This window comes from Oceanobacillus sp. FSL W7-1304 (assembly GCF_037969805.1).
Taxonomy (GTDB): domain Bacteria; phylum Bacillota; class Bacilli; order Bacillales; family Amphibacillaceae; genus Oceanobacillus; species Oceanobacillus profundus.
Genome location: NZ_CP150211.1, coordinates 1,855,708 through 1,874,347 on the forward strand (window position 1 = coordinate 1,855,708; position 18,640 = coordinate 1,874,347).

At 37.7% G+C, this 18,640-nt stretch carries 22 protein-coding genes; 3 read left to right on the plus strand and 19 right to left on the minus strand.

Features of this window, described 5'->3' with window-relative positions; translation table 11 throughout:
- Positions 1 to 1,131: a Ger(x)C family spore germination protein gene (locus tag NYE61_RS09365; protein WP_158586279.1), complete on the plus strand. Its 1,131-nt coding sequence runs from the start codon at positions 1 to 3 to the stop codon at positions 1,129 to 1,131.
- A gap of 57 nt (positions 1,132 to 1,188) precedes the next feature.
- Here the strand turns inward: NYE61_RS09365 and NYE61_RS09370 are convergent, their stop codons facing one another.
- From NYE61_RS09370 to cyoE, 5 genes are all read right to left on the minus strand, one after another.
- Positions 1,189 to 2,220, minus strand: a complete 1,032-nt coding sequence (locus tag NYE61_RS09370; protein WP_095314266.1) for an SPFH domain-containing protein — start codon at positions 2,218 to 2,220, stop codon at positions 1,189 to 1,191.
- Between the two features lie 40 nt (positions 2,221 to 2,260).
- Complete coding sequence (locus NYE61_RS09375) at positions 2,261 to 3,058, minus strand: TPM domain-containing protein (RefSeq protein WP_303447850.1); 798 nt, start codon at positions 3,056 to 3,058, stop codon at positions 2,261 to 2,263.
- Positions 3,055 to 4,083 carry a TFIIB-type zinc ribbon-containing protein gene (locus NYE61_RS09380; RefSeq protein ID WP_303447852.1) on the minus strand — a complete coding sequence of 343 codons (1,029 nt, stop codon included), beginning with the start codon at positions 4,081 to 4,083 and terminating at the stop codon, positions 3,055 to 3,057. Before NYE61_RS09380 ends, NYE61_RS09375 begins: the two co-directional genes overlap by 4 nt.
- Positions 4,084 to 4,140: 57 nt before the next feature.
- Positions 4,141 to 4,917, minus strand: a complete 777-nt coding sequence (locus NYE61_RS09385) for a PspA/IM30 family protein (protein ID WP_303447853.1) — start codon at positions 4,915 to 4,917, stop codon at positions 4,141 to 4,143.
- A 399-nt stretch (positions 4,918 to 5,316) separates the two neighbouring features.
- Complete coding sequence (gene cyoE / locus NYE61_RS09390) at positions 5,317 to 6,216, minus strand: heme o synthase (protein ID WP_251659538.1); 900 nt, start codon at positions 6,214 to 6,216, stop codon at positions 5,317 to 5,319.
- A 176-nt stretch (positions 6,217 to 6,392) separates the two neighbouring features.
- Here cyoE and moaC point away from each other — a divergent pair, with 176 nt between their 5' ends.
- Positions 6,393 to 6,884: a cyclic pyranopterin monophosphate synthase MoaC gene (gene moaC / locus NYE61_RS09395; RefSeq protein ID WP_303447855.1), complete on the plus strand. Its 492-nt coding sequence runs from the start codon at positions 6,393 to 6,395 to the stop codon at positions 6,882 to 6,884.
- 41 nt (positions 6,885 to 6,925) lie between these two features.
- Here moaC and modB read toward each other — a convergent pair whose 3' ends face one another.
- Genes modB through NYE61_RS09415 form a run of 4 tightly spaced genes read right to left on the minus strand, consistent with a single transcriptional unit; the run spans position 6,926 to position 9,507 of the window.
- Positions 6,926 to 7,585 (minus strand): molybdate ABC transporter permease subunit, encoded by a 660-nt coding sequence (gene modB / locus NYE61_RS09400; RefSeq protein WP_095314274.1) that lies wholly within the window; start codon positions 7,583 to 7,585, stop codon positions 6,926 to 6,928.
- Positions 7,586 to 7,595: 10 nt separating this feature from the next.
- A complete protein-coding gene (modA, locus tag NYE61_RS09405; RefSeq protein ID WP_303447856.1) occupies positions 7,596 to 8,384 on the minus strand; it encodes a molybdate ABC transporter substrate-binding protein in 789 nt (262 codons plus the stop codon).
- On the minus strand, positions 8,381 to 8,893 hold the full coding sequence (locus tag NYE61_RS09410) for a MogA/MoaB family molybdenum cofactor biosynthesis protein (protein ID WP_095314278.1): 513 nt from the start codon (positions 8,891 to 8,893) through the stop codon (positions 8,381 to 8,383). The genes modA and NYE61_RS09410 overlap by 4 nt, the downstream gene beginning before the upstream one ends.
- A gap of 17 nt (positions 8,894 to 8,910) precedes the next feature.
- Positions 8,911 to 9,507 carry a molybdenum cofactor guanylyltransferase gene (locus NYE61_RS09415; RefSeq protein WP_095314279.1) on the minus strand — a complete coding sequence of 199 codons (597 nt, stop codon included), beginning with the start codon at positions 9,505 to 9,507 and terminating at the stop codon, positions 8,911 to 8,913.
- 121 nt (positions 9,508 to 9,628) lie between these two features.
- Between NYE61_RS09415 and NYE61_RS09420 the strand changes: the two genes are divergently transcribed.
- A complete protein-coding gene (locus NYE61_RS09420; RefSeq protein WP_095314281.1) occupies positions 9,629 to 10,351 on the plus strand; it encodes a Crp/Fnr family transcriptional regulator in 723 nt (240 codons plus the stop codon).
- A gap of 292 nt (positions 10,352 to 10,643) precedes the next feature.
- On the opposite strand, the gene mobB is transcribed toward NYE61_RS09420, so the two are convergent.
- The 10 genes from mobB to narJ form a co-directional block, all read right to left on the minus strand.
- Positions 10,644 to 11,135, minus strand: a complete 492-nt coding sequence (gene mobB, locus NYE61_RS09425) for a molybdopterin-guanine dinucleotide biosynthesis protein B (protein WP_118889947.1) — start codon at positions 11,133 to 11,135, stop codon at positions 10,644 to 10,646.
- 37 nt (positions 11,136 to 11,172) lie between these two features.
- Entirely contained in the window at positions 11,173 to 11,406 is a 234-nt protein-coding gene (gene moaD / locus NYE61_RS09430) for a molybdopterin converting factor subunit 1 (protein WP_095314284.1), read from the minus strand.
- A complete protein-coding gene (locus NYE61_RS09435; RefSeq protein ID WP_095314286.1) occupies positions 11,399 to 11,872 on the minus strand; it encodes a molybdenum cofactor biosynthesis protein MoaE in 474 nt (157 codons plus the stop codon). The genes moaD and NYE61_RS09435 overlap by 8 nt, the downstream gene beginning before the upstream one ends.
- Positions 11,865 to 13,178: a gephyrin-like molybdotransferase Glp gene (gene glp, locus NYE61_RS09440; RefSeq protein ID WP_303447859.1), complete on the minus strand. Its 1,314-nt coding sequence runs from the start codon at positions 13,176 to 13,178 to the stop codon at positions 11,865 to 11,867. Before glp ends, NYE61_RS09435 begins: the two co-directional genes overlap by 8 nt.
- 12 nt (positions 13,179 to 13,190) lie before the next feature.
- Positions 13,191 to 14,201, minus strand: coding sequence for a MoeB/ThiF family adenylyltransferase (locus tag NYE61_RS09445; RefSeq protein WP_303447860.1), 1,011 nt, complete (start codon positions 14,199 to 14,201; stop codon positions 13,191 to 13,193).
- Positions 14,202 to 14,212: 11 nt separating this feature from the next.
- The gene (gene moaA / locus NYE61_RS09450; protein ID WP_303447861.1) at positions 14,213 to 15,223 is read right to left on the minus strand and encodes a GTP 3',8-cyclase MoaA; all 1,011 of its coding nucleotides are present in this window, start codon (positions 15,221 to 15,223) and stop codon (positions 14,213 to 14,215) included.
- 90 nt (positions 15,224 to 15,313) lie between these two features.
- Positions 15,314 to 16,831, minus strand: coding sequence for a tetratricopeptide repeat protein (locus tag NYE61_RS09455; protein ID WP_303447862.1), 1,518 nt, complete (start codon positions 16,829 to 16,831; stop codon positions 15,314 to 15,316).
- 30 nt (positions 16,832 to 16,861) lie between these two features.
- Positions 16,862 to 17,338, minus strand: a complete 477-nt coding sequence (locus NYE61_RS09460) for a hypothetical protein (protein WP_095314296.1) — start codon at positions 17,336 to 17,338, stop codon at positions 16,862 to 16,864.
- Between the two features lie 61 nt (positions 17,339 to 17,399).
- Positions 17,400 to 18,074, minus strand: coding sequence for a respiratory nitrate reductase subunit gamma (narI, locus tag NYE61_RS09465; protein WP_118889948.1), 675 nt, complete (start codon positions 18,072 to 18,074; stop codon positions 17,400 to 17,402).
- A gap of 12 nt (positions 18,075 to 18,086) precedes the next feature.
- Positions 18,087 to 18,623 (minus strand): nitrate reductase molybdenum cofactor assembly chaperone, encoded by a 537-nt coding sequence (gene narJ / locus NYE61_RS09470; protein WP_095314300.1) that lies wholly within the window; start codon positions 18,621 to 18,623, stop codon positions 18,087 to 18,089.
- Positions 18,624 to 18,640: the final 17 nt, after the last annotated feature.

An 18,640-nucleotide genomic window follows, 5' to 3' on the forward strand; every position in this document is an offset into this window, starting at 1 on the left:
TTGAAGGTATGTCATGCTTTATCGTTAGGGATTATACTATTACTCCTATTAAGCGGGTGCTGGGATGAAAAGGAAATTGGGGAAGTTAATTTCGCTACCGCTATTGGAATCGATTTTGTTGATGAAAACTATGTACTTTATGTGCAAATGATGGACTTTTCCAATGTAGCCAAACAAGAGGGAGCGAAACAATCTGCAGATGCACCATTGTTTGTCGGACAAAGTTCAGGAAAAACCTTTAATGAAGCAATGAATAATTTATATAAAACTGCTCAAGCACCCATTAATTGGGGGCAGGTTGGATCTATTATTTATTCAGAATCAGTCTTAGAACAAGGCATCAAAAAGGTTGATCAAGCAATCCGAAGAAATGGAGAGTTTCGATACACACCTTGGGTATACGGAACAAAGGAATCCATTGAGAAAATATTTGGCGTTTCTGGATTCTTCCATTTACCACCAATCTACACAATTTTATTTCAGCCCGAGCAAATTTATAACGTATATTCCTATATTAAGCCTTTGCGGATGCATCGGTTTATTTCAACATATAATGAGCCCGGTGGCACCGCTCTGCTCCCTTCTATATCGATTGATACACATGCTTGGCAGGAGATAGCTGCAAAAGAAGATCAAAAAGAAACATTAAGAATAAATGGGAGCTTCCCTATAGACCAAGGTAAACTTACGGAATGGATGTCCTATGAAGAACTAATAGGTCTAAGATGGATGGATGCTAAAGTCAAAAATACACCGGTTGATATTATCGTGGATGGTGAGCACATAGGAGTAGTGCAAATTACAAGTCCAAAGGCAACCATAAAACAAGTAAATGATGGGGAAGAGGCAATGTTTCAATTCCAGTTAAAAATGAGAGGACATGTTGCAGATCTCGAGGAAAAGATGTCTTCAGAACAAATAGAAAAAATAATCTCGCAGCAAGTTAAAGATGATATTATGCAGACATTTCAAGCTAGTGTAGATAAGGATATTGATGTATATAATTTAAAGCATTGGTTATTTCGTAACGGGATGACTCTTGAAGAAGTCAACAATTATCAACTTTCAATGGATAGTCTTAACGAGATTTCGGTTACAGTTCATGTGGAAAGTAAGGGCGTATATGATTGAAAAGTTTGATACAAACGAAATTCAAAAGAAGCAAGAGAATGTCCCTTGCTTCTAATTTTAGATAAACTTATGCCCACAGTTCGGACAGAAGTTTGTTCCAGTTGTTTTTTGTCCGCAATTCGGACAGAAATTAGGTATTTGCTTATTGCTGGAGTCTTGTTGATTAGATGAATTTGATTGGTTATTCTGATTGAAATTGTTGCTTTGATTTGGCTGTTGCTGCTGCCCGGACTGCTGCCCTGTATTCTGATTCATGTTTTGCATCATTTGATTTGCCATATTCATTCCCATCATCATCCCAGCCATATCAGAGGCTGTACCAGATCCAGAAACCTTACCAGAAGCCATTCCATCTGTCATTTTTATTTGCTGATACTTCGCTACATCGCCAACCATTCCGTGAGAGGCGCTTTTCGTAACCATGTCCTGCACTTCTTTCGGATAATTAAAGCTCATAATATTGAATCCGGTAATTCTCATGCCGTTATCCATAATCTGCATGTCAAGGTCTTCTTTGATTCCTTGTGAAATCTCAAATGCATTCGCCTGCAGGTTGAAGATGTCCTTTCCTTCTCGCGTTATCCATTTCATCAGAAGCTGATCAAGGATTGCCGTAATTCTTATTTTTATATCTTCAACCAGATAGCTTTGCTTCACACCAGCAATCTTATCAATCAAAGCCATATAATCATTTACTTTAAAGTTGAACGTCCCATTTGCTCGAATCGGGATGCCTCCTGGAAGTGTGGGGGTAGGGATATTAATTGCATTTTTCGTTCCCCATTTAACGGTGAACTCTTTCGTATTGACGAATAGTACTTCCACACGCATGCCACTATTAAAACCAAATTTAAACCCTTTTAACGTAGATAGAAAAGGAATAATTTGGGATTCAATATCATAATCTCCATCATCTTCAAAAATTCCTTCAATTCGACCACTATTTAAAAAGATAGCATCCTGACCAGGGCGAATAATAAGCTTACTGCCCTTTTTTATTTCACGATTGCTCCATTTCCAAAAAATCATATCATCTCTAAATTCTTCCCATTCCACTACATCTGAGAGCTGACTTCTAAAAAAAGACATTTGATCATTCCTTTCTCTAAACTTACTTTATAAAACTTAATTAAAAACTGCGGCCACCGCCACTAAATGAACTACCTCCTCCGGTAATTCCTCCGCCACCACCTCTTCCACCTCTACTTTTATTATTATTGGAAGGCTTTCGACGTTTCGTAACGGTTTTATTAACAAACATATCCCTTTTGCTGTTTACTCTTGTATTGTTCTCGTTAAAATACGTGCGGGAGGTAACTGTGACGCGCCCTCCAGAATTATAAACCATGGTACCAACTATAATACCACCAACAGCTAGAGCAACCACGAGTTGAAACCACGTTTTTAACAGTACACTTTCTGGATTTACTCCAGGTCTATACTCCATATAATCATTAGACGTACTTATTGCTTGTTGGAATGCCTGATAAAAATTCTTATCCGAAAGATGGGGAGTAATCTTATCAAGTACTAGCTCGATTCTTTCATTATCTAAGTACTCCTCCCCCCTCTTGAACCCTGCCAGAAAAACCTCTCTCTTAGTTGGATCCACGCTTACAGTTAACAAAATCGTATTCCCTTTAGGTTGGTCATAGCCGAAAGCATGTTCATCATAAAAATCACCCATATACGTTTTGATACTTTTTCCACTTGTATCATTCGTAGTATGAATAATAAAATCGGTTTCTTGTTTTTCACCAAATTCTTTTATGCTACCTTCCAATTCCATGACTTGTTCTTCTGATAAAAGTTCAGCTGAATCATAAATATATTGTTTCGAACTTGCTTCCACTACTTGTAATGAAAATGATGTGAAAATAAATAAACTCGTAAATAAAATTGATAATGTAAGAAAGCGTCTGCTCACCAAAGAACACCTCCAATAGCATAGGAGATAATTTTCAAGGTGACGAATGCAGCTGCAGCGATTCCACCAAACCAGCTAGCTACTTTCCCTAGACTAATTGGTGGTTTCCCAACTATCTTTCCTGTCTGACCGTTCATCGCAAAGGTATGCTCTTGCTTATCAAAATCATAATAAACCATCCAAACAGGTAAAAGAACATAATGTGCTTTTGTTTTTTTCGTACGGATATTTTTACTTTTATAATTTACCGAAGAATATCCACTGATGGTTGAACGAATATAGGAGTCTATGTAGGGCTGCACTTTTGTTTTTACCCGAGAGAACAATTCTTCATCACTAAAATTATATTTTTCTGCAATGTACCCAGCAAGATATGGGGTCTTGAAATCTTTAAACTTTTGATAATCATATGGTTCTAATTTATCCATTAACGTATCATCCAGCTTTTCAGACGCGTCTACAGGTACTTTTACATAGCTTAAATCAATATCACGGTACACATCATAAAATTTCTTCTCCGTATAGATGTAATTTCCCCGCGTATACGTCCTCACCCTTGTTCCGACAGCTTTTACATCTGCTTTACTATCTAAATCATACAACCAAAATGGGACATATAGTCCGGTAATTCCCTTAACTCGATCCGCCGTCATAAATCCTTTAGGCGTCAGACGACCGTTGCGACACCATTTACGGAATGCAGCCATTGCTTCTTCCTTACTGATTGTAAAGGGAATAACCTTTGCTGGGGCCAAATCACCTGAAAGTCGATCTCCAAGAACGACACCCGCTCCACAGAAACTGCAATTGGTTGCTGTAGTGTCTGCTTCTGTAATGATAACTGCTCCACAGTTATTACAATTATACTGCTTCGCTTCATCTTCAGAAAATGTTGTGGTGATAAATTCCTCAGAGAAGTCTTCAATATTATCTTTTCTTCCACAGCTACCACAGGATAACATTCCCGATACAGCATCAAACTCCATATCAGATCCGCAGTTCGGACATTTATAATGAATAACCAATGTTATCCCCTCCTTCCGATGTATAGGCAGGCTACAGTTTATACTGTAGCCTGCAATTTATTGTTCTTCAGTTTTTACTTGTTCCTTTTTGTTTTGAAGCTGTTCTTCACTTTGTACTGGTTCTTGACCATGTAATTGTGATTTCAACTCTTCCAGTTCATCATCAACATTTAGCTGTGCCTTTAATGCAGAAAGTTCATTCTCAACTTGAGCATTCGAATCATATTTAGCAGTTAGATCATTGATATCTTCACCAGTTCCTTTGTTCAGCTCTGCCATCGCATTTGCTTCATCAAGTGACTGATTGATTTTTGCCTCCATTCGATCAAAGGCTGACATCGAGCGATTTGCTCCGCCCATTGAAGTAGCAAATTCATTTACTTTCTTCTGTGATCTTGCAACAGCTGCTTTTCCTTTTAAAATATTCTTTCTTGCTTCAAGCTCGCCAATATCTGAAACAAGCTTATCATGCATTTGTCTCATCTGCAGGGCGTTTGCAGAAGCTAGCTCATGGGAGGTTCTCAAATCTGCTTCTTTCGCTGTAAGCTCTGCTTTCTTCCCAAGGAACTTTCTTGCATCATCTTCATTTCCTGCTTCTAATGCTTTAACAGCGTATTTCTGCATATTTACGATATCTGACTGACACTCCTCAAGTTCACGTTGTGCCCGTTTTTCAGCTGCCATAATGGATGCAGTTTCAGATTTTACTTTTCCTAAATCTCGATTCAAATCTCGTAAGTACTGATCAATCATCTTCTCCGGATTTTCGGCCTTATCCAACAATGCATTGATATTACTTGACATAATGTCCCTGAACCTTCTTAAAATCTCCATTCCACATTCTCCTCCATTTTTTATGTTAATTTTATTATCTAACAATCTTTCAGACTAATAAAGCGATATCTTAAAAATAAACGCTTTATTAATATACGAGTGTCTTGGAGAAAAGTTTCATATTCAGAGAAAATTTTTAGAAAACTTGGCATTCGTTAAAGGGATTCTTACGAAAGCGTTCTTTGCTTTCTTAGAAGCCCTTATACTTTGGAGTGCAAGCTTTTAGGCGAATGCCTTAGTTGCATTTATGCAAATTGGTAAGTTTTATACTTTCTTATTTGCCGAGAAGAATGATTAAGGAGATTTTGATGGAGGTGATTCTGAAGTAAAAAATTGAGCTAGTTACGAATCTTGACTAGCTCAATATACAATGTAAAAGAGAAAGTTTATTAAAGCTTATTACCGAAACATAGGAAGTGTAGTTACCATGCCTAATAAGAAAATAATCATTAGATAGTTAACCGAATAGAGAAAATTCCAATGTGCCCATTTCAAATCATCTTTCACAAAAAATCCAGCGATGGCAAGCACAATCCAACCAGTATTAAGAAGCATTGCAATCACAACAAACACCGTTCCTAAAGTTGTTAAAAAAAGCGGAAGCGGTAATAATGCAGCAATATAAATAAACATCTGTCTTTTTGTCATCGTAAAACCATAAACAACTGGTAGCATAGGAACTCCAGCTGCCCGGTATTCTTCACATTTTTTCATGGCGATTGCAAATGTGTGCGGTATTTGCCAAATGAATAGTAAAAGAAACAGCGTTAGTGGAACGATATGTATTGCATGATCGACTGCAGCCCAGCCAATCAATGGTGTTACCGCCCCTGAAACACTGCCGATGACCGTATTTAAGGTGTATCTGCGTTTGGACCATATCGTATATAAAAATACATACGTAAACCAACCAATAAAGGCATACAACGTTGTTTCCAGATTGATAAAAACGAGCATTATAAATCCGAATACGGTCGTTACAATCCCAATCGTCAGCACTTGTTTTAATGTAAAGCTTCCCGTAACGGTTGGCCGTTTTTTCGTGCGATCCATAACAGAATCAATATCCGTGTCATACCAATTATTTAATATTAATGCTCCTGCCATAACAAGTGTGGAACCGAAGCTTACAAGCACAAAATCCAGCCACTGAAAATCCTGCCCCGTAAAATGTAATGCTAAAATATATCCTGCAAGAACAGGTAAAAAATTAGCAACCAACACACTAAATTTAACCAATAATTTAAGATCCTCTAAAAGAGAATTTTTAACAGCATGCGACTTTACTTTTTCCTTCATCAAATCACCTCTTACCATACTGCTGCTTTTTAGATTTTGCCGTCCATTGAATTTACTGGATACTTGCTTTAAACTGATTACAGTAGAAGACTTATAAGATTGATATCACTATCTATCATATAACAACTAATTTCTTGTGAACAGCGTTAAAAATATCCTAAAGTCAGGTGACTAAAATGACAAACTTTACACACTTTAATGAACATGGACGAGCAAAAATGGTGGATATCTCTGCCAAAGAGGAATCTGCTCGTAAAGCAATTGCACGATCCAGTGTGCAAATGAAACAAGAAGTTTATGAGAATATTACCGAGCAAAAGAATAAAAAAGGAGATGTCCTATCGGTTGCGCAAGTCGCTGGTATCATGGCTGCCAAACAAACCTCAAGCCTCATACCAATGTGCCATCCTATTCCAATCAGTGGAGTGGATTTATCCTTCGAATGGAATGCACTTGAAGACAAGGTGTATGAACTTATTATTGATGCGGAAGTAAAAACGGTGGGTGCCACTGGAGTTGAAATGGAAGCACTGACTGCGGCATCCGTAACTGCACTTACAGTTTACGATATGTGTAAAGCAGTTGATAAAGGCATGATTATCGGTCAAACTTATTTGTTGGAAAAAAGTGGCGGGAAAAGCGGTGATTTTAAAAGGGGTGAGTCTTAGAATCGGTATTACTACCGATTCTCCTCCATTAAGGCTTCGTTTTATACATCCGTACGCATACGGTTAATTACGAATAATAAGACAAAGGAAAAACCAATACTTATTAATACATAATACCAAGCAATTGTTGTTGCATCTGTTTCAATTGCCAAATAAATTGCCGTTGGAATCGTCTGTGTTTTCCCTGGGATGTTTCCAGCAAACATTAGCGTCGCACCAAACTCACCCAATCCACGGGTGAACCCAAGAACAACTCCTGTTAATATCGAACGGATACTTAGGGGAATGACTACCTTCACCAGAGCCATCCACTCTGTTGCGCCATCAACTTGTGCCGCGCCAATAATATTCGTGTCAACAGATAGAAAACCTGTTTTAATGGATTGATACATTAAAGGAAACGCAACTGTCATTGCTGCGATTATTGCAGCAGTTGATGTAAATAAAATACTATTTCCAGTTACACTTTCTACCGCTTGTCCAATCCAGCTGTTTTTTCCAAATATAATAATAAGCAGAAATCCAATGACGGTTGGAGGAAGAACTAGCGGCAAAAAAAAGATTGTTTCAAGGACTGCATTTATTTTTCGCTCTTTTCGAACCATCCAATACGCTAAAACAACTGCCAATAAAAAGGTAAAGACCGTTGCAATGGTGGAAACATAAAAAGATAATTGAACTGGATGCCATGACCATTCCATTTGAATTCACCTACTCCATGATTAGAAAGCCGTATTTACGGAAAATATCTTTTGCCTCATTCTCTAACACATACTGATAAAAGGCTTCGCGTGCTTGCATAACCTCAGATTGTTGTTCTTCACTTTCAATAATTGCTGCATAATATTCAATCGTAGCGTGAAGACTCGGGTCAAATCGATCAATTACTGTCACATCATCCCGAGCAATTACATCACTAGCATAGACAATACCAACGTCAACCGCTCCTTGGCTCACTAATGTAACAACTTGACTAACATCTTTTGTAAATACAAGCATTTGTCTGTCTTGCAGTTCTTCCCAAACACCTATATTTTCCAATACCTCTTTTGCGTATGTACCCGCTGGAACTGCATCAGGTGTACCGACTGCTATACTTCCACCTTGCTGCATTAAATCATCTCTAGAATTTAAATCCGTTTGATTCGATTTGATAAGTACAAGCTCATTTTGAAAGATAGCAGTTCCATCTTGTACCATATCCTGCTTCACTAGTTTATCATAATCTGTTTTCGAAGCAGAAAAAAATAAATCAATTGGTGCCCCCTGTTCGATTTGCTTTCTTAGTGCTCCAGATCCTCCAAAATTATAAGAAATCTTAATTGCAGGATGCTCTTTTTCAAAGGCTTCCTTAACTTCCAATAAACTATCGGTCATGCTAGCTGCAGCAGAAACCGTTAATTCTGCAGTCTTTTCAGATTCTGAATCATTGGCACAACCAGCTAAAACTAACAGGAATAATAAAGTCAATATAATCGTCATTTTTTTCATCTGTCTCATCCTAAATCCTTCTTAATTTCCTTCACCATATGTCCGATTTCAGGCAAAATCAAACGCTCCATTGCTAATGTTACAGCACCTGTTGAACCAGGAATGGAAAAAATCAAGCGATGATTGGCAACCCCACAGGTTGCTCGGGATAAAATACTGGCAGTACCAATATCATATTGATAGCTCAAATAGCGAAAAAGCTCTCCAAATCCTGGGAGATGCTTGTCAAATAAAGGTTCAATTGACTCAATCGTGACATCACGATAGGATATACCAGTTCCGCCATTTACAATTACAGCATCAATTCTATTACTATAAATAGCCTTTTCAACTGTCATACGAATTTGCTCCCGCTCATCCGGGATGATTTTATACAAAGAAACTTGATGGTTTGCTTCCTTTAATAGTTCCATAATCTTTTTGCCGCTTTTATCTGTATCCTTTGTTCGTGTATCACTGACTGTAATAACTGCAATCGAAATATTGTGTGCAGCATCTTTTTTATGATTCACTAACATTCCGCTCACTTCCCTATTTATTTATCCTCTTGCTTTTTTACCCATTTTTGATAATCTGCCTGATGATTAATATTTATAAAAGACTGTTCTTCTTCCATATCTACATACTTTACATTACATTTATCCAAAAGCTTTCTTAATGAGCGATGCTCGTGGTCTAATTGGTACTTAATTAATCCCTTGACTGAATTACGATAAATAGCAATCAGGGGCTGGAGTTTTCCTTTAGCGATTGGGATAATAGCGTCAACGTCTTGATCCATATGCTTCATTAGTGTTCTAAATATAGATTGATTCATAAACGGAACATCAATCGGAATAACAAGATACCATTCGGCTTTCATTTGTTCCATAGCAGTCAAAATACCTGCTAATGGTCCATGTCCCTGATATTCCTCCCTATCCTGAATAATCGTCATTTTTGTTTCACTGGACTGGAAACGATGCTTCAGTTCAGGACTTGTCACCATAACCATTTTTTCCACTATTGGGGTTAAAGCATCCATTGAATGTTGATAAAATGCTTTTCCATCCTTCGTCGCAAAGGCCTTTGGTTGCCCAAACCTCATCGACTTTCCACCTGCTAATATAATGCCTGCTATTTTTTCATTCACATTAAAAACTCCTTTGTAATAGAAGTTTGTACAAATTTCACAATGTTGTAACCACGCTTACATCATCTCTAATGGTAAAATAGATATGATATGGTTTGCATTCAACAAGGAGGCTACTGATATGCGAACAAGTTTATTATTAAGTGCACGTCAGAACGAAGATACGATTTCTCCTGAACTGAGAACATTGATGGATTCAATCAGTACGCTTAAAGAAATGAATCAAGACACCTTCCTATTTCACGAAGGTGCAGATGCACATGATATTTATATTATTAAATCAGGACTTGTACAAGTTTCTAAATTAACAGCAGATGGAAAAGAAATGATTTTAAGAATTTGTAAGGATAACGATATCATTGGTGAGTTAACTCTGTTTAGTGATCATCCCAAATATTTACTTAGCGCAAAGGTTTTACAAGCTGGAGAAGTATTTGTTATTAATAAAAATCAACTGGAAAAAGCTTTAATGACGAATAGCCAACTAACCTTTGAATTTATGAAATGGACGAGTAACCACATGCGTAAATTCCAGTCTAAAATAAGAGATTTATTGTTAAATGGAAAAAAAGGTGCACTGTATTCGACACTCATCCGTTTATCCAATAGCTACGGAACGAAGCAGGTTGATGGCATTTTAATTAATTTAACCTTAACAAATCAAGAATTGGCTAAGTTTATTGCAGCCACGAGAGAAAGTGTCAATCGTATGCTTGTCGAACTTAGAAAGCTCAACGTCATTTCCATTGATAAGTCTGGCAAAATACTCATTAAGGATATTGACTATTTACGCGAACAAATTGGATGTGAAAATTGTCCGGTTGATATATGCAATATTAATTAGGAAATATTTTAATATCTCAGCTTTGCAGCTTGAATATGGCAAGTAAACCTTGCTCTAATTAAGCTATGATGCTCTTAGTCCTTCATCTTGTAGATGAGGGATTTTTTCTCTAAAATGATGATTATCTTTCGCAGCCTTTTTCTTCCCAATCGTGGTATGCTCTCTCGGTTGATCGCTTATACTTTTCACTCTTATCTACCCTGACTGCTTGTTTCTCGGGTGATTTCTAACCCTCTGTCATATTCTAGCCCTTGAAAACGATCTAGAACACAAGAATTTAGATATCCTTAACCTATCTTTTTAAAAAATTTCGTTTCATCCATTCATAAAATTCATCTATCTTTGACGTTTTAAAAACAGGATACATCACCGGGGTGTCGAATGATAAGGAGGTGATTACTGCTTGGATATTTTTTACTTGTTCCAGCAACGAAAAATCTTCTTCTCGATTAATAAGAACTACTTTTGGAAAAGGTTCTTTTTTAAAACCTTCCATAACAAGCACATCGACACCCATCAGTTGATAAATAGCGATTAATTGTTCAACATCCCAAGATGCAGCTGAAAGCTGTAAGATTCCTTCCCCTTCAACCCCTGAGATGACAGCGCCTGCTTGCTTATGTTTTGCGCTGTCCGTATTTTCTAATCCGATCGGAGCACCACCATGACCATGGTGTTTAAGAGATGCCACAGTATGCCCCGATTCACTTAACATCGCTATCATTTTGGAAGCGAGTGTCGTTTTCCCACTATTTTTAAAGCCAACGATTTGAATGATTTCCATTCATGTTTCTCCTTCACCATTTATGCTGTATTTTCTATTACCCACCACTTACTGGTGGAATAAAAGCAACCGTATCACCAGCTTTAGCAATTTCATCATCCATTACATATTCTTCATTTACTGCTGTCATGACTTGATCTAATTCAATAAGCTGATACGTCTCTTTAAGGATATTTTTTAAATCACGAATCGTCGTTTGCTCTTTGTCTATCGTTAATTGATCGCTTCCTGCCTTTTCTTGTAAATGGGCAAATAATAGAATCTTAATCATGCTTCTCATCCTTTACATCTGGTTTTCCATTGGGATAAGGAACCTTTTCCAATTGATCACCAATCCAGGTCTCGCCATCTTCCCAATGTTCTTTTTTCCAAATCGGAACGATCTGTTTAATTCTTTCAATTGCATATTCATTCGCTTCATAAGCAGCTTTGCGATGTGGTGAGGAAACAGCGATAACAACCGCGATATCCGAAATATCTAAATGCCCAATTCGGTGAGAAATAGCTACTTCTGTATTTGGCCACTTCTCATTTATTTCCTCTCCAATTTTAGCAAGCATTTTTACCGCCATCGGAACGTAGGCTTGATACTTCAAATAAACCGTTCTTCTTCCTCTTGTCCATTCTCTGACAGTTCCAATAAATGTGGTGATAGCACCTGCTTCTCTGCGCTCTACTTTTTTTATTACAGCTTCTACTTCAATAGGTTCTTCAACAATCTCAAATAATTCATTCATAGGTGCGCTGGCTCCTTCTTGAATTCACATCTGCTGTCGTAAAATTTTCAAACGTTGTACCTTCTTGATCTTCCAAGAGAATAATAGAAACCTCCATGCCCGTTTCATACCCTCTTGTGCCTCCAGGCAATACAATAAGAATATTTGCTTCAGCTAAGGAAGTAACAACATTTGATTTATCTAAGCCAACCGGGGTTGCTACTAACCTTCCAGTTTCATAGGATAAATGTCCACGAACAAAGCGGTCAAACGGATTCGGCTTTGGAAAATCTGCGCCAAGGATGGCTACTTCTTTCTTTAAAAAAGCTGCTTTTGTCTGTAAAAATGTACGAATGATTGGTCTTGTGTAAAGCTCAAATCCAACATAGCAGGCAGAAGGATTTCCGGATAAACCAAACAATAATTTCCCGTCGTTCTCCGCAACTGTTGTCACACTTCCTGGCCTCATACCAATTTTATTAAATAAAACAGCAGCTCCTAATTGGTCATAAATTGCTGGCAAGAAATCAAAGTCACCAACGGATACCCCGCCTGTTGTAATTAAAACATCTACCTTTTCCAGGCTTTCCTTCACTTTATGATAGCAAGTTTCAAAATCATCATTGAACTGGCCGAAATAAATTGGCTCGCCACCCGCTCTAATAACCTGAGCGTATACCATATAAGCATTACTATTTCTGATTTTCCCAGGCCTTAACGGTTCATCGACACCTAATAATTCACTGCCTGTAGCAATGATACCGATTTTAGGTTTTACACTAACCGGAACTTTCTTATAGCCAAATGTTGCTAAGACGGCAACAATTCCCGGGGTTATAAAGGTGCCTTTGGAGACAAGCACCGTTCCTTTTGTTGTATCCTCACCAGCAAAGGAAATATTGTCACCAGCATTTAATTTTCGTTTTAACTGGAAATAATCCTTTCCATCTTGTATATATTCCTTCACGGACTCAAACATGATTACTGCATCACAATCGTTTGGAATTTGGGCCCCTGTCATGATTCGAACCGCTTCATTGTCACCAACATGCTCGTTAAACACACTCCCTGCCCCAATTTCACCAATGACTTCAAATGATATAGCATTTTTACCGGAAGCCATTTTTGTGTTCGCTGATTTTACAGAAAACCCATCATATGGAGACCTGTCAAATGGAGGTACATGGTGATCTGCAATAACATCTTCAGCAAGAAAACGACCATAACTTTCCTCTATCGATACGAATTCGCCCTTGCCATGCTGGGCAAAATCCATTACCTTTTCAATGGCTTCATTTACTTTAATCGGTTTCCGTCTTTCTACCATGTGTCATCACCTTCATCCTGCTAATTGATTGTAAATTGTTTTCGCTTTTTCGATCGAATCAGTACCGTGTATTAATGTTCTGCCATCCTGGAAGAAAACGAGACGATAGGATTCGTATTCCAATGACAATAAAAAATGGTTATGTCTGACTGGGGCGATTTTTTGCAATCGATGTGCTAATTCATCTAGATTTAATTTCTGAGGTGTTCGTATTTGTACCGTATTCCTTCCACAAAGCACTTCCGATTTTGTGCGTGATTCATAGTTTAAATGCGGATAGCTTGGATTTTCACCACATGTCGGACAATCTGCTTTTTTAGCACGATCTACTTTCATCATATGATAATGATTATTCCATAAATCAAATGTCACAAGCTTTGTTCGGCAGGCTTTGTTGTCACCAACAAGCAGTTTTAAGGCTTCTGCCGTTTGATGGGCAACAACCATTTGGACTGCTGGTGAAATAATTCCAACAGAGTCACAAGTCGCTCCTGAGACTGGCATCGTATCCATTAAGCAACCGAGGCAAGGGGTCTCATCTGGCAAAACCGTAAAACTCATGCCTGTACTTCCAACACAAGATCCATAAATCCACGGTATTTGTTCTTTATGCGCTAAATCGTTCAGGATAAATCGCGTTTCAAAATTATCCGTTGCATCGATTAGGATATCCACATTTTTTAATAAAGGAAGTAGTGTCACTGGTGTGGCATCCATAACATAAGCATCGATAACAACCGAAGAATTAATTTGCTGCAGGCGCTGTTTAGCCGCCATTGCTTTTGGAAGTTGCTCCGTGACCTCTTTTTCGGTATACAATTGCTGCCTTTGTAAATTACTTAATTCGACATAATCTCGATCAATAATCGTCAGCTTCCCTATTCCAGCACGAACTAGGTTTTCCGCATTAGCAGATCCCAATGCACCACAGCCTAAAATGAGTACATGCTTGTTTTGTATCTTCTCTTGCCCAGCTTCACCAATCGGTTTAAAAAGCATTTGTCGTGAATATCGATTTCCCATCATTTTTTCTCCTACCCACCTATATAAGACATCTCAATTTTCTTCTTATGTTTAGCTGATTCTGCTGTCCTCTCATCTGAATATCGATCGGTCCGGCTACTCCATATGTTCCTAATTTCTTCTTTTATTTCGTCATCTGTTTTCTCAGAACGTAGCAGTTCACGGAAATCAAAACCATTCCCTGCAAACAGACAGGTGTACATTTTTCCATCTGCAGCAATCCTTGCCCTTGTGCAACTGGAACAGAATGATTCGGATACCGATGTGATAAACCCAACTTCCGTGTTTGTGCCACTATAGCGATAACGTTTTGCTACCTCACCTACGTATGCAGGATCAACAGCTTCCATTTTGAAATGTTTCGAAAGCTCCTTGAAAATTTCCTTTTTCGTTATCACTTTGCTGAAGTTCCAGCCATTTGACTGTCCAACATCCATAAATTCAATATATCTTAACTGAATTCCTTGTTCCTTAAAATAGGCTGCCATTGGAACAATTTCTCCATCATTCATTCCTTTTTTTACGACCATGTTTACTTTTACTTCCAAGCCTGCTTCTTTCGCTTTTTGGATGCCTTTCAATATACGGTCTGGACCCACGCCACTATCGTTAATCGATTTAAATAACGTCTCATCCAGTGCATCTAAACTTACATTGACACGTTTTAGACCTGCATCTTTCAGTTTTTGTGCCATGTGAGAAAGCAAGGACCCATTTGTTGTCAGCCCAATATCCTCTAACCCTTCGATGCGCACCAGCTTTTCAATTAATACAGGCAAGTCTCTCCTCAGTAAAGGTTCCCCACCAGTTAATCGGATTTTTTTTACGCCTAATGCTACAAATAGCTTTGCAATACGTTCTATTTCTTCAAAGCTTAATAGTTGCTCTCTAGGCATGAACGCAAAGTCTCTGCCAAAGATTTCTTTTGGCATACAATACGTACACCTAAAATTACAACGATCGATGACAGAGATACGAAGATCCTTCATTGGCCGACCAAATTTATCTGTTAGTACTGTCATTCGGATCATCTCTCCTTCTAAGAACATTATATCTACTATTTATAGTTCGGGTCTGTAACAAATATCACTTTCTTTGAAGAACTTACAGCTTTAAACCGTTGCTTTCTTCGTTTGCAGCTTCACAAATTTATCTTCATAAATCCTTCGCTTTTGCGGATTATGATTCCTTGTAAAGAATTCTATGATACCTGCCAATGCTTCTTCAACTAACTCCGGCTGCTGGACTTTTTCAATGATTTTAAACCCTTTCTCATAACAGATTTCTGCTTTTTTTACATCTTCCTCTTTTTTATTTTCATAACAATATGCTAAGCGAATCAGGGTTAGCCCTTTTTCTTCCTTGCAGCTAGGCAGCGTTTCATAGATTGCTAGTGCTTCCTTATAATAAGAAAAAGCATCTTCTATTTTTTCCTGCTGCACATAATTAAAAGCAATAGCCTGTAATGTATTCCCATAAGCAATGGATTTTTTCCGCCCCTCTTGTTCCAGTCGTGCCAGAAACTCCTTGAACATCATGAATGCTTTGTCATAGTTTTTTTCATCGGAATAAATCTTCCCAAGTGCATACAGATATTGCTGCCGGATCTTTGGAAATTGAGTGGCTAATTCCAATCCCTTCTCTAAATATTTCTTCGCCTCGTTTAATTTAAATATCTTCATCGAAATCGTGCCTATTTTAGAGTAGACATAAACAATCATAAAATGAGTGTCATCATAAAAAGTCGTTAGCTGCGCCAGCGCTTGTTTATAATAATTGATAGCACGAGGGAAGTTACTCATGTTTTCATCTATTTCCGCAAGCATCAGAACAGCTTTAGCAATATCTAAATGATTCCCCTGATACAAATCATCCATATGCTTGATTGCCTGTGTAAGCGTTTTTCGAGCGTCCTTTAAATCAATATAAAATTGGATTTCACCAATTTTTAGTAATGTTCGTGCTGTTGTTTCTTTATCTTTTTCCTCTTGGTATGCTTTTAACAATTGCCGATAATATTCCAGTGCTTTCGTGTAATTTTCCACCTTGATATATGCATCGGACAATGTATCAATAGTTTGAGCAATAATGGGATGTGTAAATGGAACTGCCTTCTGAAAATAGCTTAATGCTTTCTCAAGCTGAGTTAAGCCACTTTCCATATTTTCTTCAGCAAGAGCAACTTTTCCTAAATGGCTAAAAATAACTCCATATGCATAGGTATCCTGATAATTCTTAGAATCTAACAATGCCAATAATTTAGCTAACTCTATCCTTGCATTGGATAGCTGTCCGTAATCACTCTCTAATGCAGCATAATCAAGGTACGTGTCAATCACCATTTCAATATAATTGTCACCGAGATCCTTCGTTAAACGAATAGCTTGCCGACTATAATTACCGCCTTTATCATAGTTACTTGCTTTTCTGTAATACTTTGCCACGGTACTTAACATAAAAAAACGCTCTTTGGTGCTATATTCGCCTTTAGAAGCCAAAAGTCCTTCCATTTCCTTAATTTTCTCTTTTATTCCACTCGTTGAATCTTTTATTATTTGTTCCCTCACTTTCATACAAAGCGAAAGTATTCCATCTGTTTGTTGTCTAATCAAATCCAGATTCGTTATCAAATCTTCCACATCCTTTCTGTTGGGCACGAACTATAAAAGTAAATGGATTGCAATCAGGAAAAACAATGCTATTCCCAATCGCAAATGTGTTCTTCTCAATTTTCCTGTTGGTTTTATCAATCTCCACCACCCTGTTATCACCATGAGGATTAAATTAAGGAGGGCAAGCAGGCCTGCTACCATCTTGCTGTTGTGAAAGGAAAACCCATACAAATGAAGAATCGAAATAGCATGCAATACAATAAAAACCAATGCTAAAGTTCCTGTCCAGCGATGGAAGGGCATTACTCTTTTCGATATGTTCACGAATTTAATTTTCATTTTTCGATCAGGAGTGTTGCGAATAGTAGAAAATACAGCGTTCCTTGTCCAATTAAACAAAAATAATAAAAAGCCAATAAGCCCAAATAAAATAGGGGTGCTTAAAGCTGGAAAAGAAAAGTGATTTACAACTTGCCAAACTGAAAGTATTAATAGGATGATATTGAAATAAAACCATTTACTCATTATGACTCTCCTCATATAAATGAAGAGAGCCAGTGTTTAAAAGCTACTCTCTTCTGTTGGTTTACCTTGCAGCCCTGCGTTTGTAAATCACATAGCTCCTGCTTAGGTATCTAATCGGGAAACTAAACGCATGGACCAATCTTGTAAATGGCCAAACGGCATATAAAGAGAATGTGCAATAAATATGGATTTTAAACCAGATTGGAACGCTTGCCATTAACTCTGGCTGGACATTAAAAATAAATAATCCCCGCAGCCATGGTGCGATAGTTGTCCGGTAATCAAAACCTTGTGCATCCACATTAAAAGAAGTTGCAAGTAATCCTGAACCAATGGCAAGGATGATAAAAATTAAGGAAACCCAGTCACTCGCAGACGTTGTAGCCAGAATCCGTTTGACACTAATTCGACGATAGGTTAACAAGATAATCCCAATAAATGCAGCAATACCTGCTGGCAGTCCAAAAGCAATGGCCACAATATGGTATGTGTGCTCGCTTATTCCCAGAGAATTATAAAACTCAACAGGTATAATCAAACCTAATACATGACCACCGAATACAAATATGATCCCCACATGGAATAAAAGCGAACCAATTCTTAACTGTTTTTTTTCAAGAAATTCACTCGATTTTGTCGTCCAGCCGAATTGGTCCTTTTGATAACGATAAATAAGACCGCCAATAAATACAGTTAACACGATATAAGGGAAGATCCCCCACAGTAATAAATCCATTTTAGCTCCCTCCTAGGCTTCTTCTAGAGCCACAGCTGTTACTCCGTTTTCTTCCATGTAAAGAAAGAGTGCATCAAATAATAAACTGTAATAACTATTGTTCTCTTGTAATTTCCCATGAATTTCGCCAATAGCCTGTTGATGCATGGAGAGCAGCTCATTACTTGCCTCTACGGAAACATTCGCACAGAATTCTAGAATAACAGGAAGATAGTCTGGTAATTCTTTGTCAGTTACTTCAAACCCATGCGCCTCATAATACTTTTTAAGTTTAAGTAATTCCAAACCTCGTTCACGTTGCTCACCTAGTTTCAAATAGGTTACATAGAGATTCGTTAATCTTCCAAAATCAAAATGCTCAATATAGTGTGTAATCCAATCGTCTAAGGACATCTCTTTTGATTGTTGAATAAACTGCTTGATATTTCCTGTGATTTGACTGTTTGACTGTTCTTCTATTTCCCTTTCTATTTCTGGTAAGATGTCTATCATTTCTTCCGTTGGATAGTTAAGGAGAAAGGATATTAGCTGATAGATATGTTGATTCATAAACCACGACCTCCTTC